Source organism: Legionella parisiensis, assembly GCF_001467945.1.
Taxonomy (GTDB): Bacteria; Pseudomonadota; Gammaproteobacteria; order Legionellales; family Legionellaceae; genus Legionella; species Legionella parisiensis.
On record NZ_LNYQ01000013.1, the window covers coordinates 2,051,225 to 2,077,605 of the forward strand.

The window sequence follows — 26,381 nt, forward strand, 5'->3', positions numbered from 1 at the left end:
ATGGCTCAATCTAGCGAAATGTAAGCAAGGCCTAAAGTAATTATTTGAAAATTTGGCTCCCTTAAAAAAAGCCCTTCTCTACACTATCAATTAAATAAAGGATGATTTCAGTCTACAATACATCTGCAAAACCATCTTTTGTTTTCTGAAATCCGAGAAATCCTATATAGGCAACACCCATACTAATTACAAAAAAGACACTCAGAGTGCTCCATTGGGGAAATTTTCCAAAAATAACAAGACTTCGAGCTTGTTCAATTATAAAAGTTAATGGGTTGAGGAGTAAAATCTTTTGAAACATCTCAGGTAACATACTAATTGAATAGAAAACAGGCGAAAGATACATCACGATTTGTAAAAGAAATGCCATCAGATGAGCAATATCTCTTATATATACCCCTGCCGAACAAAGAAACCAACTCAGACCTAAAGTAAAGAAAATTAGAGGGAGAAACAAAAAAGGCAGCAATAAAATCGTTAGGTTAATTTTGCCTAATAAAAAGAAAGAAAAGGCTACTAATATTAACGTATTAATTATTGCGTGAAAAAGAGTTGTTCCGACGATCACCCATGGAAAAATTTCAATAGGAAAAACCACTTTTTTTACAAAATTTGCATTACTTACAATCATAATAGGGGAACGATTCATACATTCAGAAAAAAAATTCAAAATAATTAAACCAACATAGATCAGTAATGAATACATCAGGTTATTAGTAACACCGGGCCATTGGATACGCATAAAAACACTAAATACGAGCGTATAAAGTCCTAGCATGAGTAAAGGAGCGAGTATTAGCCATAATACTCCTGCAAAAGAACCACGATATCTCATTAAGATATCTCGCTTAATGAGTTGAAAAATAAGATTATGGTGACGCCATAACATTAAAAACATCTGTGCAGGGTGATTTTTTGATAAAGACCGACCCATTTCATTCCCTAACAAGTACACATCCAGATTGAGACTATACAACAACATTCGACAAAAATACATACAACACCTAAGTCATCGTATGAATAAATTATGTTAACTGGTTGTATAATATATATTTATGAAAAGGACCTCATTAAATATTTCAAATAGCTTGTACTATCTAAAGGGTATGTTTAAACTACTTAGTGCTGTTATGGTTAAGGATAAACATATTAGGGTTGCCTCAGAGCACCAAGTTTAGAGAAATGATTCGTAAAATAGCTCACTCATTATTTAATGTAACACATATCAATTTGTTTTCAGTCGCTTTTAAAATGCTCGTGAACAGTAAACGCAAGTTTATTGGCATGGTGGTCGGCGCGACATTTTCTGCCTTCATTATCATGCAACAACCGGCTATTTACCAAGGAGTGACCGACCGTGTTGTAGCACCAATTCGAGCGATCACTGGAGTGGATTTATGGGTTATGAATGACACCTCGTTTACATTTGCTGATCCTGTTCGTTTTGGACCTATAGATGTCTATCGTGTTCGTAGTATTCCAGGAGTACTCTGGGCGAAACAAATATATCGAACTTGGCAAACGATGATTCACCCTAAAACTTCGAAAACTACCACATGGGAGCTAATTGGTGTAGATCCTGATACTCTTTTTGGCTTGCCAGAAACCATGATTGCGGGTACTCGCTCCACAATCCACCGTGCTAACTCAATGATCATTGATGGTTATGCGTTAAAACAGTTTGAAACATCAAATAAAAAATCACTTCAGCTTGGTGATAAATTGCTTGAAGGACGAAATAAGTGGGTAATAACAGGAATTACAAAACCGCTACGTACTTATATGTACGAGCCTAAAGCCTATATCACGAGCAATCATATTCCCAATATTTCTAATAAGCCTTCTTTTATTTTAGTGAAAATAAAACCTTCATATAATCTCTATCAAGTCGCCTATGCCATACGCAATGCAACGGGTTTCCTGCCATTAACCCCATCACAATTCGTCGATCGCGCCAATAAATTTTTTCGTGAAAAAACTCCTATTATTATTGCATTTATTGCCATAGCCATTGTTGGGTTTGTTATTGGACTTGTTATGATGTGGCAGATTTTCACTAATTTTGTTTTAACCAATCTTCACCAATTTGGCATGTTGAAAATGTTAGGAGTTTCCAGTTCATCATTAATCAACATGGTATTATTCCAAGCCTCTATTATAGGTGGATTGGGTTATATTCTTGGGCTAACATTAACATCCCTATTTGGATTTATTTTTCATGATACTACTGTTGCATTCCATCTAACCTGGCAGATCATTTTATTAGGTGCATTAGGATCGACAATAATCATTGTTTTTTCATCTTATTTTGCTATCTTAAAAGTCTTACGTTTGGATACGGTAGAATTATGTCGCGACTCAAATTAATGGACACCAGGGAATCTCCTGTCTTACATTGCATGGGCATTGGCAAAACCTACAAGACAGGTACCACAACGCTTTCTGTATTAGATAATTTTTCATTAGCACTTCAACCAGGTGAAATAGGCATGTTAATGGGTGCATCTGGATGTGGAAAAACAACGTTGCTCATGATCGCTGGAGGGATTCTTTCTCCTGATCAGGGAACTTGTTCAGTATCCGGGAATGACCTTAATAAAATGTCACCGAAAAAAAAAGTTGCTTTTCGTGCCGCCCATATCAGCTTCCTTTTTCAACATCTTCATTTATTTCCAGCCTTGTCTGCCCTTGAAAATATAGCATTGCCATTGTTGATTGATGGAGAGTCACCTGAGAAAGCCCATCAGAAAGCAAAACAACTGATGATTCGTTTAGGGCTTGAAATCCATATTCATTCTAAATTAGATACTCTATCTGGTGGACAAAAACAAAGAATAGCGATGGGACGTGCTTTAATTCGCGCCCCCCGTTTAATTCTTTGTGATGAACCCACAAGCAATTTGGATCGGGATAGTACTGACTTGGTTTTTTCGTTGATACGGGAATACGCTCAAATGTACGGATGTACTTTTTTAATTTCTACTCATGATTATCGTATTATGTCACATGCGGACACAATACTTGAGTTTAAAGGATTAAATGATTATCAAGTAATTTATCGAAAGGAAACAGTATGAAAAGAAAAATTATGTGTGCCAGTTTTCTGTTACTTTTGATCATTGGCTTATGCTTATCGTTTTTATTAAGTCGAAAAATGATAATGCCTCAAAATATATCGGCTCCAGTTGCTGCAAAAGAAGAAATAATTGCACCAGCGATTCTTGACTCCGGAAACGACATGACTCATGTTCCTAGCATTCAAAGTGGAATTGTAAAAAAGATAAATGTTACAGTGGGTCAGATGGTAAAAAAGGGAGATATTTTATTTTCACTCGATGACACCATAGGGCTACATAATGTAACCGTCAGTCAGATTGCGCTTCAACAAGCAAAAAATAATTTCATGATTCAAACAAAAAACTTAAAACATCTCCAATCTCAATTAAGACGCTTAAAGAGTATTGATAAGCGAGCTATTAATCCAGCTGAATTACGAGAAAAAGAATATGATGTGAAAATGGGTAGAATTCAAATCAAACAATTACAACACAGTTTAGATGCTGCAAAAGCGAATCTTAGAAATGCAGAATTAGCACTCAATCAATTTAACATTGCCTCGCCCAAAGATGGAATTGTTTTACAAGTTAATGCGCATGTTGATGAGTTTGTAGGAGCAGGAAGCCAGGTCATACTCTTAGGAGATGATCAAAAAGTGATTGTTCGAATTTCTATAGAGGAACGCGATGCTAAAAAATACTCTCCTGAGGCCTCCGTTTATTTAACAGAGAATAAGCTTAAGATTCCTTTAACCTTTATTCAACTTGAGCGCTACATTATTACTAATGATCGTCTCAACGCGCGAGTACAAGAAGCTTTATACTTTTTTAATCGAAAGGATCACCCTGATCTTGCTGCAGGTCGACAACTTGATGCCCATATTACTGTTAAAAAGAAGACTTGACCTGCCGATGAAATATTATACTTCTTATTTTACATTAATTGTTACTTTATTTCTAAATGGATGTTCCATAGGTCCAAAATATGTTCCGCCTAGTACCCCTATGCCATCCAGCTGGGGGCACAATATGCAGCGTGCCAGTTTAGTAAAAAATGAAGAGGCTTGGTGGCGTAATTTTCACGACCCCGTGCTAAACGATCTGATTGAACAAAAAGCAGTCTATAGTTTAAATTTAAAAATGGCACAAGCAAGAGTAAATGTAGCAAGAGCCCAACACGCTGTAGCTGTAGCACAATTATTGCCATCATTAGCTCTTACTGCCTCTCCCCCCACTGGGACAGGATTTAATATCAACCAACTGATCGCGTTAAGTGGTTCTTTAGATCCTGATTTGTTTGGAAAACACCGCCAAATGAACCAAATGGCGAAAGCAAATTTACAAGCTGAACAAGCAGACCTAGATTTTTCCTTGATTAATTTATACTCAGAAATTGCTTCCTCCTACTTGGAGTTACGCGAAGCGCAGGCAAAAAGCAGAGTATTACTCAATAATATTTCAAGCAACAAACAAACACTCCAATTTATTAAGTCCCGCTATAAAGCAGGATATGCTAGTTACTTGAATCTATCGCAACAAGATGGATTAATTGAAACGCAATCAGCTGAATTAGAACTGAATAAAGCATACATCACCGCCCTACTGCACAAAATAGAATTATTAACTGGAAATAATCCAGGGGTTCTGGCAAAAAAATTATTACCACCTAAACCGATTCCTCAAATCACTCAAAATATTAATCTGGGAATCCCTGCTGATCTTTTGCGTCGACGACCAGATATTAGAGCAGCGGAACGACGGATAGCGACTTCTCATGCTAATATTCGCATTGCCATGACGAATTTATTACCTCAAATTACTGTAGGATGGTTATTAGGATGGCAAACTCAAACTATTGCGGGCAGTATTATTACTGCCCGTAATTTTTTCACTGTACAAAATCCCGAGTCGAGGCTCTATGGGACTTTCGGAGCACCCTTGTTCAATATCAATTTATTCAACAGCATTGAGTTACGAAAACGTGAAAAAATTATTGCAGTCATCCAGTATCAAATTACTGTAATGCGTGCATTGCATGAAGTTGAAACGCAATATGATTTTTTTCAGCATTATAAAAAAGGGCTCAGCCATCTCAAGCGTGCAGTAAAACAAAAACGTCTTGCTTCAAAATTAGCTCGAGCTGCTTATCACAAAGGCTCTTCTGATTTTAATACAGTACTTCGTGCAGAAGAAGAATTGAATTCCATAGAGTTTGCTTACTTACAAAATATGGTTCGACTTCAAGTAACTCAAATTAATCTTTATAAAGCTTTAGGAGGAAATCTAACCTCCTCAAAAACAAAGGTGGTTTTACAGCATAAGGAAGTAATTGGTAGAGGATGAACGCCGAAATAATCAGCGTTAGACTCTTATTTAAATAGCGCGTATTTGTTAAATATCAGAACATCATTATGCCAATGTTCTGAAAAAAGCACAAAGTGTGCCTTTTGGAGAAGCAAAAAATGCATCAACCAATAGATGCAGTATATACTTGGGTAAACTGTAATGATCCCCAATGGGTCGAGGAGTTTAATCGATACAAAAACATATCAAATTTATCAGATTCCATTCATAGTGCTCGTTTCCGAGATTATGGGGAACTATTTTATAGTCTATTAAGCCTAGAAAAATTTGCTCCTTGGATAGAAAAAATCTTTATTATAAAAAAACGCTATCAAATTCCTAAAGTTGATGGTTTATCTCAAATCATTAAAAAAAAAATTATTTGGATCGATGAGATTGATATTTGCCCTCCGGAAATACGTATTGAGCAGTTCTCCCCAACATTTAATAGTCTTGCTATCGAAGCAAACTTACATAGAATTCCGACACTTAATGAACAATTTATTTACTTTAATAATGACATGTTTCTTGGTCGGCAGGCACCAGAGAATTATTTCTTTGATAAAAATCAAGCTCGATTCGCTGTAAATACTAAAATCATACCTCATATTTTACCTAAGAGCGTCATAACAGGTCATGATCGTCATTATTTTAATTCGTATCAAATTTTTAAAAAAGAATATATGTCTCCTAAAAGCTTAGGCTATTCTTTTTATCGATTTCCAATACATCAATGCACCCCTGTATTTAAAAGCAGCTATCAACACATGTGGGAAAATCATGCAATCAAAGAAAAACTTTTAGCAACAAGCCAATCTCGTTTTAGAACTGATGACAACATACATGCTATCTTTTTATCTTGCTTCATAAGCTTGTATTTTAAAAAAGCTTACCTCATCCCAGAGAAAGATTATTTTTTTCGTCTAGATAGCCGCAACCTGGAGAAAAGTCTACAAAAAATAAAAAAAGATAAACCAACCAGGTTCTGTATTAACGACGGTATGGTTGTTAATAATAAAAATGTAGATACATTTCATCGTGTAATGCAGGATTTATATTTAAACTAAAAAATCTCTCTTTATTAATCTAAAATTAGTGATTTTTTATATACTTATAAGCAAGTTATCTCATTGACAGAAATAGAATAAAAGGTTATTTTAAAACCGCTCGCTATTATTATACTGTTAGTTCAATCTGAAATATCAATTGATAATAAGGTCGCCACCTTTTTTAGATTGTTTTACTAATCAGTGATGGTTTTTTAATATAAGTCTTGTCTATTTTATAAAATATGAATCTACTCAAATGAGAATAGCCTTTGTATCCACTTGTGACTACGCTACCCCTAGCGGTGTTAAAAATCATGTCTGCGACCTAGCAAATGAATTAACAAATCAGGGAAACTCAGTTTATATTATAGGACCATCTTCGCAGCCATCAATAACCTCACATATACCGAATTTTATGCAGATTGCTTCTTTTCCTTCGGCAGCAAAAACAGGAAGATATATCCCTCCACATATTTTGCTCAATCCCAAAGCAATCTCCTATTTACATAACGTTTTAAACTCTGAGAACTTTGATATAGTCCATATCCAAGAGCCTTTAATACCGCCATTATGTATCTCCGCATTGTTCCACAAGAAAACTCCTTTATTTGCGACTTTTCATACGTATTATGAAGAAGGACAACCGCTTTATCGAATGTTTCGTCCTATATTAAACACATGGTTAAACCGGCTACATGGACGAATCACTGTTTCCCAACCAGCAACAAAATATATCGAACAATATTTTCCTTATGATTATAAGATTATTCCTAATGGAGTTAACTTAGATAAGTTTTCTTCCTCTGTTCCATCCATTCCCCAGTTAAATGATTCAGATTACATTAATTTATTATTTGTCGGCCATGCACAATATAAACGAAAAGGCTTACAATATTTATTGGAAGCGTATCAACTTTTAAAAGTAAAATACCCTAAACTACGACTGATAGTAGCTGGAACAAGATGGACGGGAGCCTCTATCCCCACTGAATTAAAGCATTTTGCGCTCCAAGACATCCTCTATTTAGGAACAGTAAGTGATGAAGAGTTAATTGCCCTTTACCAGACAGCAGATATTTTTTGTGCCCCCTCAATTGGTAATGAAAGTTTTGGTATTGTATTAATTGAAGCAATGGCAGCAGGAATCCCTATTATTACTACCAAAATTGACGGTTATATGAGTGTTGTACGTGATAATCATGATGCTTTGCTCGTTCCCCCCAAAGACAGTAATGCATTAGCACAAGCCATAAAACGACTTATTGATGAACCGGTTTTGCGTCAGAGATTAGTTGAACAGGCGAAAATAGGTGTACAGCGTTATTCATGGAAAAATTTAGCAAAAGAAACCTTGGAGTATTATAATGAAAAATTAAGTCAATAATTAAAAGGTATTGACAATTTATTCCTTAATTCTTAATTCAAAGGTTCTCTTTTTTGTAAACTATCCATAAAAGCATCTACCTTTATAAAATGATCTGCCCATGTAGGAAGGCTGTAATTCGATAATCTTTCGACCTGAGATGCTCGCTGTTCGCTCTTGTTGTCAGTATAGGCTTCTATCATTGCTAACCAGGATAATCCATCAAGTGGATCAATATATTCTGGAATATCCGCAGCAATTTCTTTAAAGACAGGTAAATTACTAGCAATGACGGGTACTCGTAAAGATAAAGCTTCCGCTAACGGCAGCCCATAACCCTCTGCAAAAGTTGGAAATAATAAAGCCTGGGCATGACTTAAATAATTCACTAACTCACCATCATTTACAAAAAGCTCTATAACTAATTCTCGTAAAATCTCACATCGCTCTAAAAAATCAACAATATTTTCTAACTCCCAGCCCCTTTTACCAATTATGACCAATTGAGGCGTTTTTTCTTTCATTCGTTCCGCCAAACGACGCCACACTTGGAACAGCAGTAAATGATTTTTTCTAGGTTCAATAGTCCCCAGTATTACAAAATAAGGTTTAGAGAGCGGCCGCTTTGTCATCGCCGTTGAAGGTTGGAGAAAAGTATTACTACCTAATAATGCAACCTCTGCCGGGGGTAGTTGTTTATGCCGAGATAAGATAAAAGCATGTAGTTCTTCTAATGTTGATCTCGAGTTTGTCAAGATACCATGTCCATACGTTACTACATGATCAACCATCGTTAAAAATTTTTTAGGCCTTTTGGGAGGACAATATTCAGGATATTTTAAAGGAATTAAATCATGTACCATAAAAAGAGCCATAACTCCTGCTTGTTTGCTTATTTGAGGATAACCATCAAATCGAGTAGGTTCAATATTCAACAAAAAACTTCCCGCCAAGCGGTGTTTATCTTGTTGACTGAAAACCGCCTTAATCAACAACAATATCACTCTGAACCTGTAATACCTTGATTTGCAATCTATCAACTGCGCTATCTGGTTTGTAGCATTATGAGATAAAATGAAATTAAATCGCCAATGGGCGAACTTAAGTTGGAATACTCCCTGCACATTTTTATTATAATACTGTAAATAGGAGAGAATCACTCGATCAATTCCTGTTGGACGACGCCCTAAAATCCCATGTAATAATAATCGAGACATTCCTAACAATATTTGTTTCATTCTCCATTCCAAGTAATCGCTTAAAAAGCGTAGATTTTTACTTTTCTCTGTTCACAATTTTCTGAAAAAAATATAATCATACGTTTTAAAATTTCTTTCACAAGACAGAAATATAGTTCTGATGTAGTAAAAAATTTAGGAGGCATTGACTAAGCTTTTCTCAAAAACTCTATAGGTTTTATAGTGTGTTGCATTAATTAACTCAAGTCCTGCTTGCATGGCATGATTGTCTTCCAATATCCATGATAACTCTCCCTGTCGATAGTCGAGCTGATTTATTTTTCGAAAGTATTCATAATAAAGCAAGCCTCCTATTGGAAGATGCTGATATTTTTGAAGTACACCCAATAATGGAACACGGCCCTGATTAATTACTTTTTTAACTTTGAATTGCCAAAGTAATTTTAAGAAATTGAAAGGAAATAATTTACCGTTCCTTGCATGAATTAATAACTGATTCAGATTCGGAAGTCCCACTGAAAATCCGCATGGCTCTCCTTCTACCTCAGCAATAAATATTAAATTAGGCAAAATTGAAGATTTTAACTCTGAAGCTAAATAATAAAACTCCTCGACATCTAAGGGCAAGTAACCCCAGTTTTTTGCCCAGGCATCATTATAAATTTTAACAATCAATTGTAATTCATTTTTAAAATCCTTCATATTGATTGTTCTAATTGTAATATGATATTTGTCACATATTTTTTTAATGATTTGAATTTTTTTAGGGTCAAATGCAATCTCATCCATACCCACAGTCCACGCCTGAAGATCTTTGACTTTTTTATACCCTTCTTGTTCTACTAAATTTATATAATACTCAGGATTTTGAGGCATCATAATATAAGGTTTCGTATCAAAAGCAGAAATTTGTAACCCGCATTCATAATTTATTGAAGGATTCATTGGTCCACGAATGCCCTGCATGCCCTGTTCAACAACCCAGCGTTCTGCATGCTTAAAAAGTGCACTCGCTAGTTCATGCGAGTTTTCGCACTCAAAAAAACCCCAAAATGCAATTTTTTCATCATGTATTTTGTGATGTAATTTATTAATGATGGCCGATATTCTACCAACAGCCTTATTTCTATGATATGCAACCCAATTGTTAATTTCCGCCTCTTTAAAAAATGGATTTTTTTTATCTAGAATACGTTTTATAGTGTGGTGTAATGGTGGAACCCAGTTCTCATTGTACTTATGCAATTGGAAGGGGACGTGTAAAAAATCATTAAAGTGTTTCGATTTTTCGCATAAAACCACATCAATTGACATAAAATCTCCCTTTTAAAACATTGTAGCTCTCATTAAATTGCAGGTTTGAGTATGCGTTTTTTGCCTATTTTATGCAACCTGTTACTTGCATAAAAAAGCAGAAGTTGTAAGATCCCTATTAATCAGTATTGCTAAGTTTTTCAATTAAAATTATTCACACTAAATCTAAGTTTTGAAAAGCATTATGTGATCAGATAGCTAATACAGTTTAAATTTGATTATCTAAATAAGGATTTTTATGAATCAGCAAGTACAAGAACGTGTTTTACAAGTTATAGCAAATGTTCTTACACTTCCACCTGAAAGTATACAGATAACTCAAGCCATTAATGAGATTTGTGATGACTCTCTAGATATGGTTAATTTAGTATTCACTTTAGAAGAGGAATTTAACCTCGATATTGCAGATAAAGCAAAAGAAGCTAAAACCGTTTATGACATTATTGCAAGCATTGATGCTTTAATGCAACAAGCTACCGAGAACAATACCGTATGATCCCTAATCGTGTCGATATTACTGGCTGAGGGTCTGTTTTAGTAAATAAGATAATCCATAAAGACTTTTGGAGAACTCTTTGCCATAGTGAATAGGAAGCAACCTAAATATTGTAGTCAGGTTCAAACCCCAAGTGTTTTTTATAGTTCCACTTGGCAAAACAGCTATGTTAACAAATATTTACTTTTAACGCCTATTCAACTTATCATAGGCTGTGAATACCTAATCAAGGAACGAATTAAATGATTTATAAAGGAACACCACTCAAATTAAAACCTGCCTTTTTAAGTACATTTGAATTGTAAACGTGTTCGAATCACATAAAGTAGGAACTAGTATTTATCAACCAAGCAAAAATATACTAGATGTAATGCAGTTTATAAAATGGATAAAACTCAATGCAAGATTTTATTTCTATCGTTGATGCTCTCCAAGGACATGTAAAAAAATATCCTGATTGTATCGCTATTAAATTTTTAACACAAAAAAACTATGAGACATTGACTTACCAGGAACTTGATCAACAAGCACGTCGATTAGCTTATATATTGCAACAACATGAATCTTATTATGATGAGCGTGCTGTCATTCTGTTACCACCTGGTTTAGATTACGTTGTTGCTTTTTTTGCTTGCCTTTACTCAGGAATAATTGCTGTTCCAGTATATCCACCCAGACGAAATCAGCATAAAAATCGTGTCTTTTCTATTCTTGATGATTCACAGGCAAAATTTGTGATTACAAATCAAACTCTTGCCGCTGAGTTTAGGGATTATACGGTAATAAACATTGATTCCATAGGTAAAGAAGTTGTTGACAAATGCCACTTTTTTCCTATTGAACAAAACAAAATTGCTTTTTTGCAGTATACCTCCGGATCTACAAGCACACCCAAAGGTGTACTAATTAGTCATTTAAATCTCGTTGCCAATATTAAAGGAATTCTCAGCTTTACACCATCTAAAGAAACTGAGCGAGACAAAGTGTGCTCCTGGCTACCTCCTTATCATGATATGGGTTTAATTGGATGCGTACTTACATCCATATATAAAAGATTTGAGCTTATCTTAATGCCGCCAGCTTACTTTTTACATTCGCCCATACGCTGGTTAGAAATTATTTCTCAAGAACGAGTTACACTCACGTGCGTCCCTAACTTTGCTTTTGATTTCTGTGTAAAGAAAATTACCCCTGCTCAAATAAAACAATTAGATTTAAGTTCTTTGCGTTGTATTTACAATGGGTCTGAACCGATTCAATTTGAATCCGTTCAGCAATTTATTAATACATTTGCCATTACAGGCCTATCGCCACAAACAATTTATCCCTGTTATGGTCTTGCTGAAGCAACCTTAATGCTCACAGCAAAACGATATAATGTACCAAATACTTCACTAAAATTAATTAAATCGAATTTCGAATCAGGAATAATATCCATTGCACCAGAATCATTCAATGATCCCACTATGAATATAGTAAATTGTGGCCATTGTCTCTCGGATCATAGCATTCGCATTGTTGAACCTAATACATTAAATGAATTGCCAGAAGGTAGTATAGGTGAAATATGGGCAAGCGGGCCAAGTATAGCTAAAGGCTATTGGAATAAAACAGACCTCTCTAAAACCACTTTTGAAAACCAGCTACCGAATACTCCCGCTCTATTCTATTTAAGAACCGGAGATCTTGGATTCGTCCACAAAGGAAATTTATACGTGACAGGACGAATCAAAGATTTAATTATTATTCAAGGTAAAAACTATTATCCACAGGATATCGAGCAAGCCATTACTCAGAATCAGGAAGCCTTTGAACCTCAGGGAGCCGCTGCCTTTACTATAGAAGTAGATGGAAGACAAGAGTTAATTGTGGTACAAGAGCTCAAACGGGTTGCACTAAATCGTATAGAATTTGATTTATTATTTTCTAAAATTCGCGCCATTCTTTTGGATCAATTTGGATTAGTGCCCTATTCTATTGTTTTAATAAAACCTTATACCCTCCCTAAAACTTCAAGTGGGAAAATCCAACGTTGGCTTGCCCGTAAATCATTCCTAAATAAGACTTTAACAAATGTCGCGTTCTGGGATAAAGAAGATAAAAATCATACCGATACCTTTTCTCCAACCTTATCAGTCAATGAGGTCAAAAAATGGTTAACCGATTGGTTAATGCGTCGTCTTGATATGGTTTTGTGCGAACAAGATTATAATAAATCGATTACTAGCTTAGGTATAAATTCTATTGCAGCAGTAGAATTATCCAATGATTTACAGACTAAAATAGGAAAACAAATTGAATTACTGCCTTTATTTGACCAATGCTCTTTAAATCAACTCATCGCTTTTTTGGCGGAGAACATTCCTTCCTATGATTTAAAACAAATTACACCGGTAATTCAATCCTTAGTAGAAAAACAATTCATAAACAAATCATCAGTCTATGGAGAGTCATCTAGGCTTGTGGATTCTCCGGCATCGTTTGGATTAGGAAGTTTGATACAAAATTCTGAGGCAAATTTAAATAATCATCTTATCAGTGATATAAAAAAAATTTATTTCAATATTAATGAAGGCATATCCAGCAATACAACTATAATCGATGGAAAACATTACATTAATTATTCAGGTTATAATTACTTAGGCTTATCTGGTGAACCCCGTGTTACTGAGGCGGTAATTGCTGCAGTAAAAAAAATGGGTACTTCTGTTTCTGCCAGCCGCCTGGTTTCAGGTGAAAAATCGCTTCATGGGGAATTAGAAAAGGCGATCGCTAATTTAATCGGTACAGAGGATTGTCTCGTATTCCCTGCTGGATACTCAACCAACATTACTGTAATCACTCATTTTTTTGGCAAAAATGATCTCATCATTCATGATGAGCTCGCTCATAATAGTATTATACAAGCTGCTTTGTTTTCTGGAGCTGAACGTATTTCCTTTCCACATAATAAGCATCAATACCTCATAGATTTTCTCGAAAAATATCGCGATCAGTATAGGAAAGTATTAATTGTCACGGAAGGAATTTTTAGCATGGATGGAGATATCGCTAACGTTCCAGATCTTATTACCATTAAAAAGCAATTCAACGCTTTTTTAATGGTAGACGAAGCACATTCCATAGGTGTGTTGGGAGAAACCGGCAGAGGTATTCGTGAGTATTATAACTTGGATTCCAAAGATATAGATATCTGGATGGGGACACTGAGTAAAGCATTTGCAAGTTGTGGCGGTTACATAGCAGGGACTCATGAATTAATTGAAAATCTCAGATATACTGCAGCAGGTTTTGTTTATTCAGCAGGCATATCACCTGCAAATACTGCCGCTGCACTAGCAGCGATTGAAGTAATGAAGAAAGAACCTCAACGGGTGAGCATGTTGCGTGATAGGCATACGCTATTATTGTCTTTATTAAAAGAGCAAAATATCCCAACAGGCTTAAGCAATAACACACCAATTATTCCAATTGTGGTCGGTGAAGACTCAACAGCAATTCAACTTAGCCATTATTTAAAAGAAAATCACATTTTAGCTTTGCCTATTATTTATCCTGCGGTAGAAAAAAATTTAGCAAGAGTAAGATTATTTATGAATTGCTTGCATACAAAAGAACAAATCTACAGTATTGTTAATTTATTGAGTAATAATGCCCTTTTTGAGAAAAAAATTAAACGAGAACTCTATATAAATAGTAACAGCCACATACCTAGTTTGGAAAAACAAGATTCATGAGTTTTAATAAGAACGGATCGATATTACACAATGCTTATGAGTGGCACTTATGTAAATCGACTGAATTTATTTATGCAATAAATTGGGCTGTTAGAAATTTTTCATGGAATTAATAGGATGGTTATAGAAAAAGCAATTAGTGCATACAAAAAACCAAATATCATATCAATCACATAATGGAATCTTCCATAAATAGTACTAATTATCAGACCTATCCCAAAAGGTAAGATGTAATAAAATAATGGAGTATGCAAATGCCACGTCGTTAATAAAACAGCAGAGGATACGCCTGTATGCCCACTGGGAAATGCAGTACCTGGAGTAGAGCCATCTTGTAATAATTTATGAGTAAATCGAAAGAAAAAACCATGGCTACGATGATCTCCAATCTTCTCAAAAATATTACGAGGCCCATAAGCTGGAATAATACTATGAGTAATGTAGCATGAAAATAGTAACAATAAGATAACAAATTGACACTCATAGAATGGTATGAACTCTTGCCTCAGATAAAAAAATAACGGTATTCCATAAATGAGTATAAAAAAACTTAAATAACACAAATGCAGAAACTCGGAAAGAAAAAATGAATTTGCACGATTGTTATGATGAAAATTTAGTACCCACTTAAAATATTTTTTCTCCAAACCTATGAGTTTTTCATCATAATAATTTTTATTAAATGCAGATGCCAGTATCTCAGTTTCTCTATGGAACAGAGGTAAAAATAATAAAGGAGACCAATCATATAAGACTTGTAAAGTGGTTGAATGAATAGGTTTAAAAAATGGAAAAGCTTCCCACAATATAGCGACGCAATTAATGAAAATAAAAACAAGACGTAGCTTTTGTTTAGGGTTAGACATCCCTAAGATAAAACTCGAAATAATGAGATAAATAATAACTAATAAAGCTACTGTTAGCATAAATTCAACCTAAGTAAATAATCTCTAATTTTTAGTATTTTACTTATGACCACTCAGGCAGATGTATGTTTACTCGCATGATAAATAGTCAAAAAAATTGTCTGTAGTATCGTGAATATTGAGAGAGAAATTAAAAGCATTAGTAAAACTCCTGCCCAATAAGAGCTAAATAAGGAGATAATTAATATTCCTATCATGAAAAAAAGCATTTCTCCACGATTCATAACACGCCAAATTAATGTTTCATTATCATCGGATACTGCCCCACGATGATTGGCATAAGCTACTATAAATGATGGTAAAATAACCACAAAAGAAGCAATACAGATTAATTGATCCAAGCTTAAATAAAAGGCTTTAATTTCACAGAAGAAATAGGAAAAAATAATAGCAAAATCAACAAACCTATCAATAGTTCCATCAACAAATGCCCCTAAATTTGATGCTTTATTTCGAGCCCGAGCAACAGAACCATCAATAACATCAAAAATACCTGCTAAAAGAAAAAGAAAAATGGCAGTAACATAGTAATGAAAATAAGAGCAAAAAACAGCAATCGTTGCCAAGACTAAAGAGTTTATTGTATAAAATCCCGCAGGAAAAGGACTATATTTAGCAAAAAAATTACCGAGAAGCATGGAAGTTTTTTGCCAGGTCCGTGATTTTTCTTTTATCATGATTAAATCCAATTAAACATATATAAAAACTCGATAGATTTTTATAACAATAAAAGTTGCAACATCCTAGATTGTCATTTAATTAATTTTGAAGATAATACCAAACAATTACAAGACCGTCATCTTACTAACGTACTTTAACAGCTTTATCTAACTATTATAAGGTATAAATTCCCACATCTATTTCGTTGATTTCTTTCCTTACATTTGTAACAATTTTGGAATCATTTGTCTTGGCTAAAAATAAACCAGATAAATTTAACAGGGGAATGTAAGAATATTATTCATAAAAGAAGAACATTGATTTTAAAGTCTTGGGAGTATAAGGATTAAGATGCAATATTATAAAAGGATAAGATTATTTAAATCGGACTTTCTAAAGCATTTCTCAGTTGTTCATTACTTGCGTAGCAATCATGCAATACATCATCATATCCTGCTTAGACACTTTGGAGTAACAAGTCCTTATGGAATTTTATGATTAATACCCATAAGTCTTAAAATAATAATTAAATAATGCGTGTCCTGCCCGCAATAGAATACGCGAATGAACAGAGTAAACCGCATGAATAAAAGAACAATATTAGTTACAGGTGCAAGTCGTGGCATCGGCGAGCAATTAGCAAAACAATATGCCGCACCTGATATAAATTTAGTTTTAATTGCACGAGATCTCAATAAACTGAACAATATTGCCCAAATTTGTCAAGCACAAGGAGCAAATACAATTTATGCAAGTATTGATGTCCAAAATGGAGCTCATCTAAAAAAATTTATTGTTGATATTGATAATAAAATGCCTATTGATTTAGTAATCGCTAATGCGGGAGTCTCGTCCACGTTACAACCTAATTGGCAACCAGAAAAGGAAGAAGATATTAACCAAATTTTTGCTGTTAATTTACAAGGGACTATGAATACCATTATCCCATTGATTCCTAGAATGATAGCAAGAAGGCAAGGACAAATAGCTATGGTGAGCTCTATTGCTGGATTACGCGGATTACCCCAATCTCCAAGTTACTGCGCCAGTAAAGCGGCACTTCATATATATGGTCAGTCCTTACGTGCTTGGCTTACTCGATATCAAATTCGCGTTAATGTGATTTGTCCCGGTTATGTCCAAACGGAAATGTCTGCTCGACTTAGTGGGCTTAAGCCTTTTTTAATGTCAAGCGAGGAAGCGGCAAAAAAAATTCAAAAAGGATTAATAAAAAATAAAGCATCTATTATCTTTCCATGGCCTTTGCATATGCTAATCAAATTAGCTTATTTACTTCCTTCAAGACCAGTAGATGCAATTTTAAATCGCTTTGAATCTTACATTAGCTAGCTTATATTATGTATGGATAATTTAAAAATGCTTGATTTTTTCTATTGCTTTTAGTCGATATAATTTTAAAAAGCTCACAGTAAGATTTGCTATGATTTGCTTTTAAGGACCTGCACAGAAATCAAATCACAAAAAACAAGCAATTTTTTTGGTATAAACTGAAACAATTAAAAATAGAAAAAGGACTTGTCAATCCATGTCAAATAAGAATGACTCATCATTTATCTTCGTGAATGAACCTGATTTTCATAGACAGCGTCGTAAGGAAATATTATTAAAATATCCCGAAGTTAAAAGTTTATTCGGTCATGAATCTAAAACCATATATATTAGTTTGGCTCTATTATCATTTCAGCTAACACTTGCCTATTTGTGCAGGACAACAACTCTATTTTGGTGGCTATTTATTTTATATTTTTTGGGAGCCACAATAAATCATGCTATTTTTACAGCAATCCATGAAATAACGCATAATTTGGCATTTAAATCAAAAAGGGCGAACCGCTATTTTGCCCTCTTGATTAATCTGCCATTAGGGATTCCTGCAGCAATCAGTTTTGAAAAATATCATCAGTTACATCATCGGCATCTAGGCGATAAGAAAAAAGATGGTGATATTCCTTTAACAAAGGAAGCAAAAATATTCAACTCCACAAAGGGCAAAGTATTCTGGTTACTTATTCAACCGCTTACATATAGTCTTCGTCCAATAATTAAATGGCCACAAAAAATGTCCTCCTGGGAAATAAGTAATATTACATTGCAATTACTATTTAATGTTTTAGTGATTTATTTATTTGGCTGGGATTTTTTAAGTTTTTTAATTTTTTCTACTTTGGTTGGAATGAGTTTTCATCCCCTGGCTACCCATTTTATTGCCGAACATTATGTAGCTCACAAACAACAAGAAACATATTCATATTATGGACTATTGAATTATCTTACTTTTAATTTCGGACATCATGTTGAGCATCATGATTTTCCAGGCATTCCCTGGACCAGAACAGCTCAATTAAGACAAATAGCTCCAGAATATTATAACGGCCTATACGTGCATAGCTCATGGGTGGGCTTTATGAAAGAATTTATATGTTCAAAAAAAATAAATTTATTTTCCAGAGTGGTTCGAGAATTAGGTGGTTGAAGCTATGAAAAGTTGAATAATTAAAATTTTATAACTTCAATCCATCTTTGCAAAGTGCTCAGCCAAAAGACTAGTCAGTGAAGTAAATGATTAAGGTTTGTTGACAACCCAATTAGCCTTCTTACATTACCTTTAATTTAGGATGTTCGAACAAAAGTTTAATATTACTTTCGTTCTTCTCATAAAATTGTGTGTATTTTTTTTGGCTTAAGTCCCCAAGCCGTTTAAGCTCAGCAATAGGATTTTCACTGATAGCAAATAAGGAATTAACTAAAGCATCAATGTCCTCATGATTATGCATCTCATCATCCAAATCTATTCCTCTACCACCATGTGCAGTGGTTAACAATGGCATTCCATATGCCATTGCCTCAACGGTCTTAATATTGATTCCGGTGCCACACGTCATAGGGGATATGATCAAATCCATTTGACTATAGAATTCAGCAATATCCGTGACATACCCATGCATGTTTACCCAAGGTTTTTTGAATATTTTCATTTCAGAAACGGAACTCTTTTTAGTGACAGCTTCTTTAACTTCTCCAGCAATATGGACTGCAAAGGGTAAGTTATCTTTTCCTCGTAAATACCGATTTATACTTTCCAAAAACTTCCGCACCATGGCTAAATTAAATGAATTGTTACTGGCAACAACACCAACATCATTTAATGAAGAAAAATTATTTTTTAAGAATTTGGGTTTTTCAACATGTGAAATTGCTACTGCATTTTTCTGACCAGAAATCATCTCAAAGTATCCAGCCTCTTCCTCAGTTATTCCAATAACTAGATCTGCTCTTCTTAGATAAGCTCCTTCCTCCTCAAGAGTACATGAAAAGCTTCTTGTTGGTAATTTATTCAGACGCAACATTTCGGAACGATTTGCCATTTTATCGTGGGTATCGATTACTTTTAAAATGTAATGAGGTACAAACTCAAGCAGTTTTGATTGATATATATAAGAACATACAACAAGATCAATGTCGTAATATTTACACAAAAAGTGAATATGCTCTCCTACCCCATTCACGTACCATCCATCATAGGGGACAGCTCCTGCACTAAATAAAGATTTTTTGCACGGTATAACATCTAACGTACTGAATTGATTTTTCATTGCCTGTAAAATCCCTTGATCACATTCAGGATTTTCTAACATAACAAAGTGGACTATATGCCCCATTTCCTCAAATTTCTTAATAAGGTTACATATCCGAGCACGATTACCATGATTAGTGGGGTAAGTTGGAATAGGAGAATAATATAATATATTTAAACGATTATTTGCTCGGCGTTGCCGAGCTTCCAGGGACGGTCTTTGCTCAGCTCGAGCCATCGCTACATGCCAAGAAGAACCAAACTTAGAATAATTTTTTAACACATCTCCCCACTTCTCTATAAATAATTTTTTATTTTGCGCTAAAAGATTTTGACGTGTGTGTACATAGGTTTTATGAAGAAAATGCACAACTTCAGAATTGGGTTGGTAAATTACTCTCATCCCTTGTGCATGGGCAGTCATTGCCAAGTCTGTATCTTCATAATATGCATTTTTATAACGAGGATCAAATCCTCCTACAGAATCCCAAAATGATTTTCGAATTAGAATAGAACAACCTGAAATATAATCAGTATCACGTTGTGTATTAAAAAAAAACCACTCACAACTGCTGTCTGGCCCAACATTTAAAGTAGCTCCATTATGAAATATTACTGAGCCAGCCTCCTGAATCAGGCCAGTAGGATATAAAATCTTAGAACCAACGATTGCAATATGTTTATCAGATTCAATAGTCTTATATAAATTTTCCAACCAATTAGGTAGTACTATGGTGTCATTATTAAGTAATAGAATATAACGTCCTCGAGCTTTTTGTGCTGCATGATTGCAATTTTGTAAAAAACCCTTATTTTTTTCGGTCTTAATTACAATTAAGCCTGGATATTCTGTAGTTGCATTCGTTGTATCATCTGTTGAGCAATCATCAGCCAAAATTATTTCATAATTAACATTACCTTTGCATGTATTCAAAATAGAGTTTAAACATGCACAAGTTAATTTCCATTGATTGTAGACAGGTATAATAATAGAGACATCGATATCTTTATGAGTATTCGGGAACAATATTGGTTGTGCGGACTGTTGTTGGCAATATCGAATAAAAGATTTTAATGTACGGCGATAAGAGCGACCATGAGGTACAGAAAATAATTCATTGGTTAATGCCCACCCTAATTTTTTTTTGAATAAATAAAATTGATTGATGATATAAGCGGTGCAATCTCCAAAAAAATTGATTAAATTCCAAATAAGATAGCTTTCTTTAATTTTGACATAAACATTAGACATTTAACCTTTCCTTTGCATTGAGCAAGCTTTTGTTTTTTATAACCAACTAATTGTAAAAAGTACCACGAATTGATAACGGATGAAATGTAAAATCCCATCTACTTGCGTCATGTTACGCTATACGTTTTCTTCCTTCGTCAATATTATCTTTATCAATATGATCAAACTGGTTTGCACCATATGGATCGTACTCCAAAGAAGTTTCAGCTTTTGGTTGATCGTCATTCGTTGAGGTTTGATTTTCTAAATCTTTATTCGTCTTTGATAACATAATTATCCCCCCTAAAAATATGATTAAAAATTCACAAAATGCTTAAATATTTCTCTACAGGGGAAAGCTATGATTTATTTTTAACCTACAGATAAATTCCAAGACAACTTGTGCAAAAGTTATTTTAAAAAAGGAAAATTAAGAATTTATTAGTGCTTTGCATAAAATTTATGCGGACCCATATAAAAAAAACACGCAGTAAATACATTCAAATAGAACAATATTTGATCTTTAGAAAGGTAACTGAATTGGCTTTCACACAAGCAAATTGCAAATTCTTAAGAAAAACAAAAAGAAGATAAAAAAGGATGTTTGTGGTCACATATCTAAAACATGAAAAAATAAATGAGAAAATCAGAAATTACGCAGGAATTTTCGGTCTGTAATTATTAAACTACTTTATAAATAACCTCATCCCCTTTTCATTTAATCTAAATTGAAAGTAGAGGTTCAGTCGCCTAAAGAAGCCATTGCCATGAAGAGGGATTATAAAATCAGTTCCCTGATTTTCCCGATACGAAAAAAGATCTGAGAAATTCTATTTGCATCTTTAATTTGATTGGGTATAGTCTAACTCATTTGTAAAATTCAACAGACTACTTACTCTGCATCACGATACACTGACAGAATTCTTGTTCAGGCAAGTAGTTATAACAACAGGAAGCCAGCTATGTACACAGGACCGAACTATCAACTCGGGGAAACTTACGACATGTTGCGCGACAGTGTCCACCAATTTGCTCGTGCTGAAATTGCTCCACTTGCTGCTCAAATCGATGAAAGCAATAGTTTTCCTAATCATTTATGGACAAAACTAGGAGAAATGGGTTTACTAGGAATTACAGTAAGTGAAGAGTATGGCGGCGCCAATATGGGTTACCTTGCTCATGTCATTGCCATGGAAGAAATTTCTCGAGCATCTGCATCTATAGGCCTAAGTTATGGAGCTCACTCCAATTTATGCGTCAACCAAATTTATTTAAATGGTACGCATTCGCAAAAACAAAAATATCTGCCTAAACTTATCAGTGGAGAATATATTGGGGCTCTGGCTATGAGTGAGTCCAATTCAGGATCCGATGTAGTCAGCATGCAATTAAATGCTCGTCCAGAAGGCAACAAATTTATTCTCAACGGCACCAAAATGTGGATCACCAATGGACCTGATGCAGATGTCCTGGTTGTTTATGCCAAAACTGACAAACACGCTGCAAGCAAGGGAATTACTGCCTTTCTAATTGAAAAAGGAATGCCAGGCTTCAAGACAGCTCAAAAACTCGACAAGCTAGGAATGCGTGGATCAAATACCTGCGAATTGGTATTTGAACAATGTGAAGTTCCTGCAGAACAGGTTTTGGGAGAAGTTAATCGAGGTGTTAAAGTATTAATGAGTGGACTGGATTATGAACGTACCATTCTGGCGTCAGGCCCAGTAGGAATTATGCAAGCATGTATGGATGTTGTTTTACCTTACGTACATGAGCGAAAACAATTTGAGCAACCCATAGGTGAATTTCAATTCATCCAAGGTAAATTAGCAGATATGTACACTGATCTGGGAGCTTCAAGAGCATACTTATACGCTATTGCCAGAGCTTGTGATCAAGGTATAGTCAGTCGCAAGGATGCTGCAAGCGTGATTTTATATACAGCTGAAAGAGCAACACAAATGGCGTTACAGGCAATTCAAATTCTTGGTGGTAATGGATATATTAATGAGTATCCCACAGGGCGTTTACTGCGTGATGCAAAATTATATGAAATAGGGGCTGGTACTTCTGAAATCAGAAGAATGCTTATTGGACGAGAACTTTTTAAAGAAACAGCATAAGGAAAAAATGAAAATGGAACAGAATGACATAGTAATCGTTGCGGCTAAAAGAACTCCTATGGGAGCAATGTTAGGGAGTTTATCAGCTCTTTCAGCTCCAGAATTAGGGGCAATTGCACATATGGCTGCCCTATCTCAAGCAGGAATTAGCCCAGCAGAAATAGATGAAGTAATTAGTGGTTGTGTCTTACAAGCCGGAATAGGTCAAGCTCCAGCACGCCAAGCAGCAATTAAGGCAGGATTGCCCAACTCATCAGGAGCAACCACAATAAATAAAATGTGTGGTTCAGGAATGAAAGCGGTCATGTTAGCTCATGACTTAATTCGCGCAGGCACTGCAAATATTATTCTTGCCAGTGGGATGGAGAGCATGAGTAATGCACCTTATCTATTGAGCAAAGCACGCTCAGGATACCGACTAGGACATGGTGAATTGAAAGATCATATGTTCCTCGACGGATTGGAAGATGCCTATGATAGAGGAAAATTAATGGGTGTTTTCGCAGAAGCCACAGCGAATCACTTTAATTTTAGCAGAGATCAGCAGGATGAATTTGCTACTCGCTCCATGAGCAGAGCACTTGAAGCAATAGAAAATGGGGCATTTAAAGAAGAAATTACTCCAGTAATGATTAATACACGAAAAGGTGATATTACGGTAGATGTCGATGAAGGTCCTGATGCTGCAAAAATCTCTAAAATACCCCAATTAAAACCCGCTTTTAAAGCAGATGGAACCGTTACCGCAGCCAATTCAAGCTCTATATCTGATGGCGCAGCAAGTCTGATATTAATGAGTGCTGGACAAGCTGAAAAACGCGGTATTCAACCTATTGCCCGCATCGTTGCCCATGCAAGTCATTCGCAAGCACCTGAATGGTTTACTACAGCTCCAGTAGATGCCATTCGCAAAGTCATGAATAGAGCATCATGGAAACAAAATGATGTGGATCTTTATGAAATAAATGAAGCATTTGCTGTAGTAACAATGGCAGCAATGACACAACTTGAATTAAATCCAGAACAAGTTAATATTCACGGCGGAGCTTGTGCTTTAGGTCATCCAATTGGTGCATCCGGTGCGCGTATTTTAGTAACTTTAATACACGCTCTAAAACATCAAGGAAAAAAACGCGGTGTCGCCTCATTGTGTATTGGTGGTGGTGAAGCAACTGCTATGGCAATTGAATTAATTTAAAACAAAAAGCCCCCCTTTCCATAAATGAGATAGGGGATTTTCTTATAAATATAGGTAATAGCTCAGGCTCCCAATATGGAACAGTTGCGCTCAAATACAATCGTTCTATGATAGGAAGGAGCTGGGCACTTACAAAAAAGGATGTTCATGCTACGACACAGTCTTATCTACCTGTTACTGAGTATTCTGGTAGTACTATTTGCAAAATACGCGCATCTTGTTATTGTCTATGTTGATATGTTTTTCACCTATGTTAATTTAAAATTGACCCCTATATTCAGCCAAACTGGCTGGGGACTCGTAGTTCGCAAAATTTTGGTTCTTGTCATATTACCTGTAGTGATTACTGCCGTTCCAGCGCTTATTTACAAGTTCATCAAAGGGGGCAATATGCCTCACTTTATTGCAATTACTTGGATTATTTGGACAATCATTGTTTTAAGCGATATTTTAGTACTACGATAAGGAAACAGGCATGGCAAAATTAATTAGTCAAATCAACACAAATAGCCAAGAATTCAAAGAAAACCAAGCAGCCATGCAAGCCTTAGTAGATGAGTTACACAATCGAATTCAATCCATTGCTTTAGGTGGCGATGAAAAAGCACGTGCCCGTCATTTGAAACATGGTAAATTATTACCAAGAGAACGATTACAGCAATTACTTGATCCTGGAAGTCCTTTTCTTGAACTATCACAACTTGCAGCATATCAAGTCTATGATGATGTTGTCCCTGCTGCAGGAATTATCACAGGGGTTGGCTGGGTTTCAGGTATTGAGTGTGTTGTTGTTGTAAATGACGCTACGGTAAAAGGCGGTACTTATTATCCATTAACCGTAAAAAAACACCTAAGAGCGCAAGAAATTGCGCTTAGGAATCATTTGCCCTGTATTTACCTGGTAGACTCGGGAGGCGCCTATTTGCCTCTTCAGGATGAAGTATTTCCTGATCGCGAGCACTTCGGTCGAGTTTTTTTCAATCAAGCACAACTTTCTGCGCAAAATATTCCACAAATCGCAGTAGTTATGGGGTCTTGTACTGCTGGTGGTGCTTATGTTCCTGCAATGGCCGACGAATCCATTATGGTTAAAAATCAAGCAACGATTTTTCTTGGTGGACCACCTCTTGTCAAAGCAGCTACAGGTGAAGTCATCAGTGCTGAAGAACTAGGCGGTGCTGAAGTCCATTGTCGGCATTCAGGGGTAGCTGATCACTATGCCGAAAACGATGCTCATGCACTCCATCTCGCACGAACCACTATTAGCAATTTAAATCGTAAAAAACCACAGCAATTAACTCGGATAGACACCGTAGAGCCACTCTATGACAGTAAAGAACTAAATGGCATAGTACCTATGGACCACCGAAAACCCTTTGATATTCGAGAAATTATTGCACGAATCGTTGATGGTTCTGAATTTGATGAATTTAAAGCACTCTTCGGCACAACATTGGTTTGCGGCTTCGCACGCTTATATGGTTACCCCATAGGAATTATTGCAAATAATGGCATTCTATTTAGTGACAGTGCCTTGAAAGGAACTCACTTTATAGAACTTTGTTGCCAGCGTAAAATTCCTCTATTATTTCTGCAAAATATTACTGGTTTTATGGTTGGTTCTAAATATGAAGCCTCCGGTATTGCTAAACATGGCGCCAAAATGGTAACCGCAGTTGCAAATGCCAATGTTCCTAAATTTACAGTGATAGTTGGTGGCAGTTTTGGCGCAGGTAATTATGCCATGTGCGGGCGCGCATATAGTCCTAACTTTCTCTGGTCTTGGCCTAATTCACGCATTTCCGTCATGGGAGGAGAACAGGCGGCTCATGTTTTGGCACAAGTTAATCGTGAGAAATTAGCAAGGCATGGAAACGATTGGCCTTTGGAAGAGGAAGAGCTTTTTAAAGCCCAATTGCGCTCCCAATATGAAGCGCAAGGAAATCCTTATTATACTAGTGCCCGCTTGTGGGATGATGGAGTTATTGCACCTCAGGATACGCGTAAAGTATTAGGATTAGGATTATCAGCCGCATTAAATGCCCCTATTGAATCAACACGTTTTGGCGTATTTCGCATGTAAGGAGCACA

The 26,381-nt window shown here is 35.5% G+C and carries 21 protein-coding genes; 14 read left to right on the top strand and 7 right to left on the bottom strand.

Annotated features, from left to right (window positions below; all coding sequences use genetic code 11):
* Positions 1-112: 112 nt before the first annotated feature.
* Positions 113-997, bottom strand: coding sequence for an ABC transporter permease (locus tag Lpar_RS15145; RefSeq protein WP_237759425.1), 885 nt, complete (start codon positions 995-997; stop codon positions 113-115).
* Between the two features lie 185 nt (positions 998-1,182).
* Between Lpar_RS15145 and Lpar_RS15150 the strand changes: the two genes are divergently transcribed.
* From Lpar_RS15150 to Lpar_RS15175, 6 genes are all read left to right on the top strand, one after another.
* Positions 1,183-2,367 (top strand): ABC transporter permease, encoded by a 1,185-nt coding sequence (locus Lpar_RS15150; protein ID WP_058518708.1) that lies wholly within the window; start codon positions 1,183-1,185, stop codon positions 2,365-2,367.
* Positions 2,349-3,077, top strand: coding sequence for an ABC transporter ATP-binding protein (locus Lpar_RS15155; protein WP_082650401.1), 729 nt, complete (start codon positions 2,349-2,351; stop codon positions 3,075-3,077). The genes Lpar_RS15150 and Lpar_RS15155 overlap by 19 nt, the downstream gene beginning before the upstream one ends.
* Positions 3,074-3,961 carry an efflux RND transporter periplasmic adaptor subunit gene (locus Lpar_RS15160; RefSeq protein WP_058518710.1) on the top strand — a complete coding sequence of 296 codons (888 nt, stop codon included), beginning with the start codon at positions 3,074-3,076 and terminating at the stop codon, positions 3,959-3,961. Before Lpar_RS15155 ends, Lpar_RS15160 begins: the two co-directional genes overlap by 4 nt.
* Positions 3,962-3,968: 7 nt before the next feature.
* Positions 3,969-5,399: an efflux transporter outer membrane subunit gene (locus Lpar_RS15165; protein ID WP_162264349.1), complete on the top strand. Its 1,431-nt coding sequence runs from the start codon at positions 3,969-3,971 to the stop codon at positions 5,397-5,399.
* A gap of 119 nt (positions 5,400-5,518) precedes the next feature.
* On the top strand, positions 5,519-6,466 hold the full coding sequence (locus Lpar_RS15170) for a Stealth CR1 domain-containing protein (protein WP_058518712.1): 948 nt from the start codon (positions 5,519-5,521) through the stop codon (positions 6,464-6,466).
* Between the two features lie 238 nt (positions 6,467-6,704).
* Positions 6,705-7,832, top strand: coding sequence for a glycosyltransferase family 4 protein (locus Lpar_RS15175; RefSeq protein WP_058518713.1), 1,128 nt, complete (start codon positions 6,705-6,707; stop codon positions 7,830-7,832).
* A 32-nt stretch (positions 7,833-7,864) separates the two neighbouring features.
* Here the strand turns inward: Lpar_RS15175 and Lpar_RS15180 are convergent, their stop codons facing one another.
* Both Lpar_RS15180 and Lpar_RS15185 read right to left on the bottom strand, forming a co-directional pair.
* Positions 7,865-9,049 carry a glycosyltransferase family 4 protein gene (locus tag Lpar_RS15180; RefSeq protein ID WP_058518714.1) on the bottom strand — a complete coding sequence of 395 codons (1,185 nt, stop codon included), beginning with the start codon at positions 9,047-9,049 and terminating at the stop codon, positions 7,865-7,867.
* A 135-nt stretch (positions 9,050-9,184) separates the two neighbouring features.
* Positions 9,185-10,324: a GNAT family N-acetyltransferase gene (locus Lpar_RS15185; protein WP_058518715.1), complete on the bottom strand. Its 1,140-nt coding sequence runs from the start codon at positions 10,322-10,324 to the stop codon at positions 9,185-9,187.
* Positions 10,325-10,562: 238 nt separating this feature from the next.
* Here Lpar_RS15185 and Lpar_RS15190 point away from each other — a divergent pair, with 238 nt between their 5' ends.
* Together Lpar_RS15190 and Lpar_RS15195 are read left to right on the top strand one after the other, a co-directional pair.
* The gene (locus Lpar_RS15190; RefSeq protein ID WP_058518716.1) at positions 10,563-10,820 is read left to right on the top strand and encodes an acyl carrier protein; all 258 of its coding nucleotides are present in this window, start codon (positions 10,563-10,565) and stop codon (positions 10,818-10,820) included.
* Between the two features lie 398 nt (positions 10,821-11,218).
* Positions 11,219-14,557: an aminotransferase class I/II-fold pyridoxal phosphate-dependent enzyme gene (locus Lpar_RS15195; protein ID WP_058518717.1), complete on the top strand. Its 3,339-nt coding sequence runs from the start codon at positions 11,219-11,221 to the stop codon at positions 14,555-14,557.
* 101 nt (positions 14,558-14,658) lie between these two features.
* Here the strand turns inward: Lpar_RS15195 and Lpar_RS15200 are convergent, their stop codons facing one another.
* Both Lpar_RS15200 and Lpar_RS15205 read right to left on the bottom strand, forming a co-directional pair.
* Positions 14,659-15,483 carry a phosphatase PAP2 family protein gene (locus Lpar_RS15200; protein WP_058518718.1) on the bottom strand — a complete coding sequence of 275 codons (825 nt, stop codon included), beginning with the start codon at positions 15,481-15,483 and terminating at the stop codon, positions 14,659-14,661.
* A 53-nt stretch (positions 15,484-15,536) separates the two neighbouring features.
* The gene (locus Lpar_RS15205) at positions 15,537-16,160 is read right to left on the bottom strand and encodes a CDP-alcohol phosphatidyltransferase family protein (RefSeq protein ID WP_058518719.1); all 624 of its coding nucleotides are present in this window, start codon (positions 16,158-16,160) and stop codon (positions 15,537-15,539) included.
* A gap of 547 nt (positions 16,161-16,707) precedes the next feature.
* On the opposite strand from Lpar_RS15205, the gene Lpar_RS15210 reads away from it, so the two are divergent.
* Both Lpar_RS15210 and Lpar_RS15215 read left to right on the top strand, forming a co-directional pair.
* Positions 16,708-17,493 carry an SDR family NAD(P)-dependent oxidoreductase gene (locus Lpar_RS15210; RefSeq protein ID WP_082650403.1) on the top strand — a complete coding sequence of 262 codons (786 nt, stop codon included), beginning with the start codon at positions 16,708-16,710 and terminating at the stop codon, positions 17,491-17,493.
* A 196-nt stretch (positions 17,494-17,689) separates the two neighbouring features.
* Complete coding sequence (locus tag Lpar_RS15215) at positions 17,690-18,637, top strand: fatty acid desaturase (RefSeq protein WP_058518721.1); 948 nt, start codon at positions 17,690-17,692, stop codon at positions 18,635-18,637.
* 121 nt (positions 18,638-18,758) lie between these two features.
* On the opposite strand, the gene Lpar_RS15220 is transcribed toward Lpar_RS15215, so the two are convergent.
* Positions 18,759-20,990: a glycosyltransferase gene (locus tag Lpar_RS15220; protein ID WP_058518722.1), complete on the bottom strand. Its 2,232-nt coding sequence runs from the start codon at positions 20,988-20,990 to the stop codon at positions 18,759-18,761.
* A 112-nt stretch (positions 20,991-21,102) separates the two neighbouring features.
* Positions 21,103-21,261: a hypothetical protein gene (locus tag Lpar_RS18935; protein ID WP_156416214.1), complete on the bottom strand. Its 159-nt coding sequence runs from the start codon at positions 21,259-21,261 to the stop codon at positions 21,103-21,105.
* A gap of 670 nt (positions 21,262-21,931) precedes the next feature.
* On the opposite strand from Lpar_RS18935, the gene Lpar_RS15225 reads away from it, so the two are divergent.
* The 4 genes from Lpar_RS15225 to Lpar_RS15240 all read left to right on the top strand — a co-directional run bounded on the left by Lpar_RS15225 (position 21,932) and on the right by Lpar_RS15240 (position 26,373).
* Positions 21,932-23,092 carry an isovaleryl-CoA dehydrogenase gene (locus Lpar_RS15225; protein WP_058518723.1) on the top strand — a complete coding sequence of 387 codons (1,161 nt, stop codon included), beginning with the start codon at positions 21,932-21,934 and terminating at the stop codon, positions 23,090-23,092.
* Between the two features lie 13 nt (positions 23,093-23,105).
* Positions 23,106-24,290, top strand: a complete 1,185-nt coding sequence (locus Lpar_RS15230; RefSeq protein WP_058518724.1) for an acetyl-CoA C-acyltransferase — start codon at positions 23,106-23,108, stop codon at positions 24,288-24,290.
* A gap of 147 nt (positions 24,291-24,437) precedes the next feature.
* Positions 24,438-24,755: a hypothetical protein gene (locus Lpar_RS15235; RefSeq protein ID WP_058519298.1), complete on the top strand. Its 318-nt coding sequence runs from the start codon at positions 24,438-24,440 to the stop codon at positions 24,753-24,755.
* Positions 24,756-24,765: 10 nt separating this feature from the next.
* On the top strand, positions 24,766-26,373 hold the full coding sequence (locus tag Lpar_RS15240) for a carboxyl transferase domain-containing protein (protein ID WP_058518725.1): 1,608 nt from the start codon (positions 24,766-24,768) through the stop codon (positions 26,371-26,373).
* Positions 26,374-26,381 lie beyond the last annotated feature (8 nt).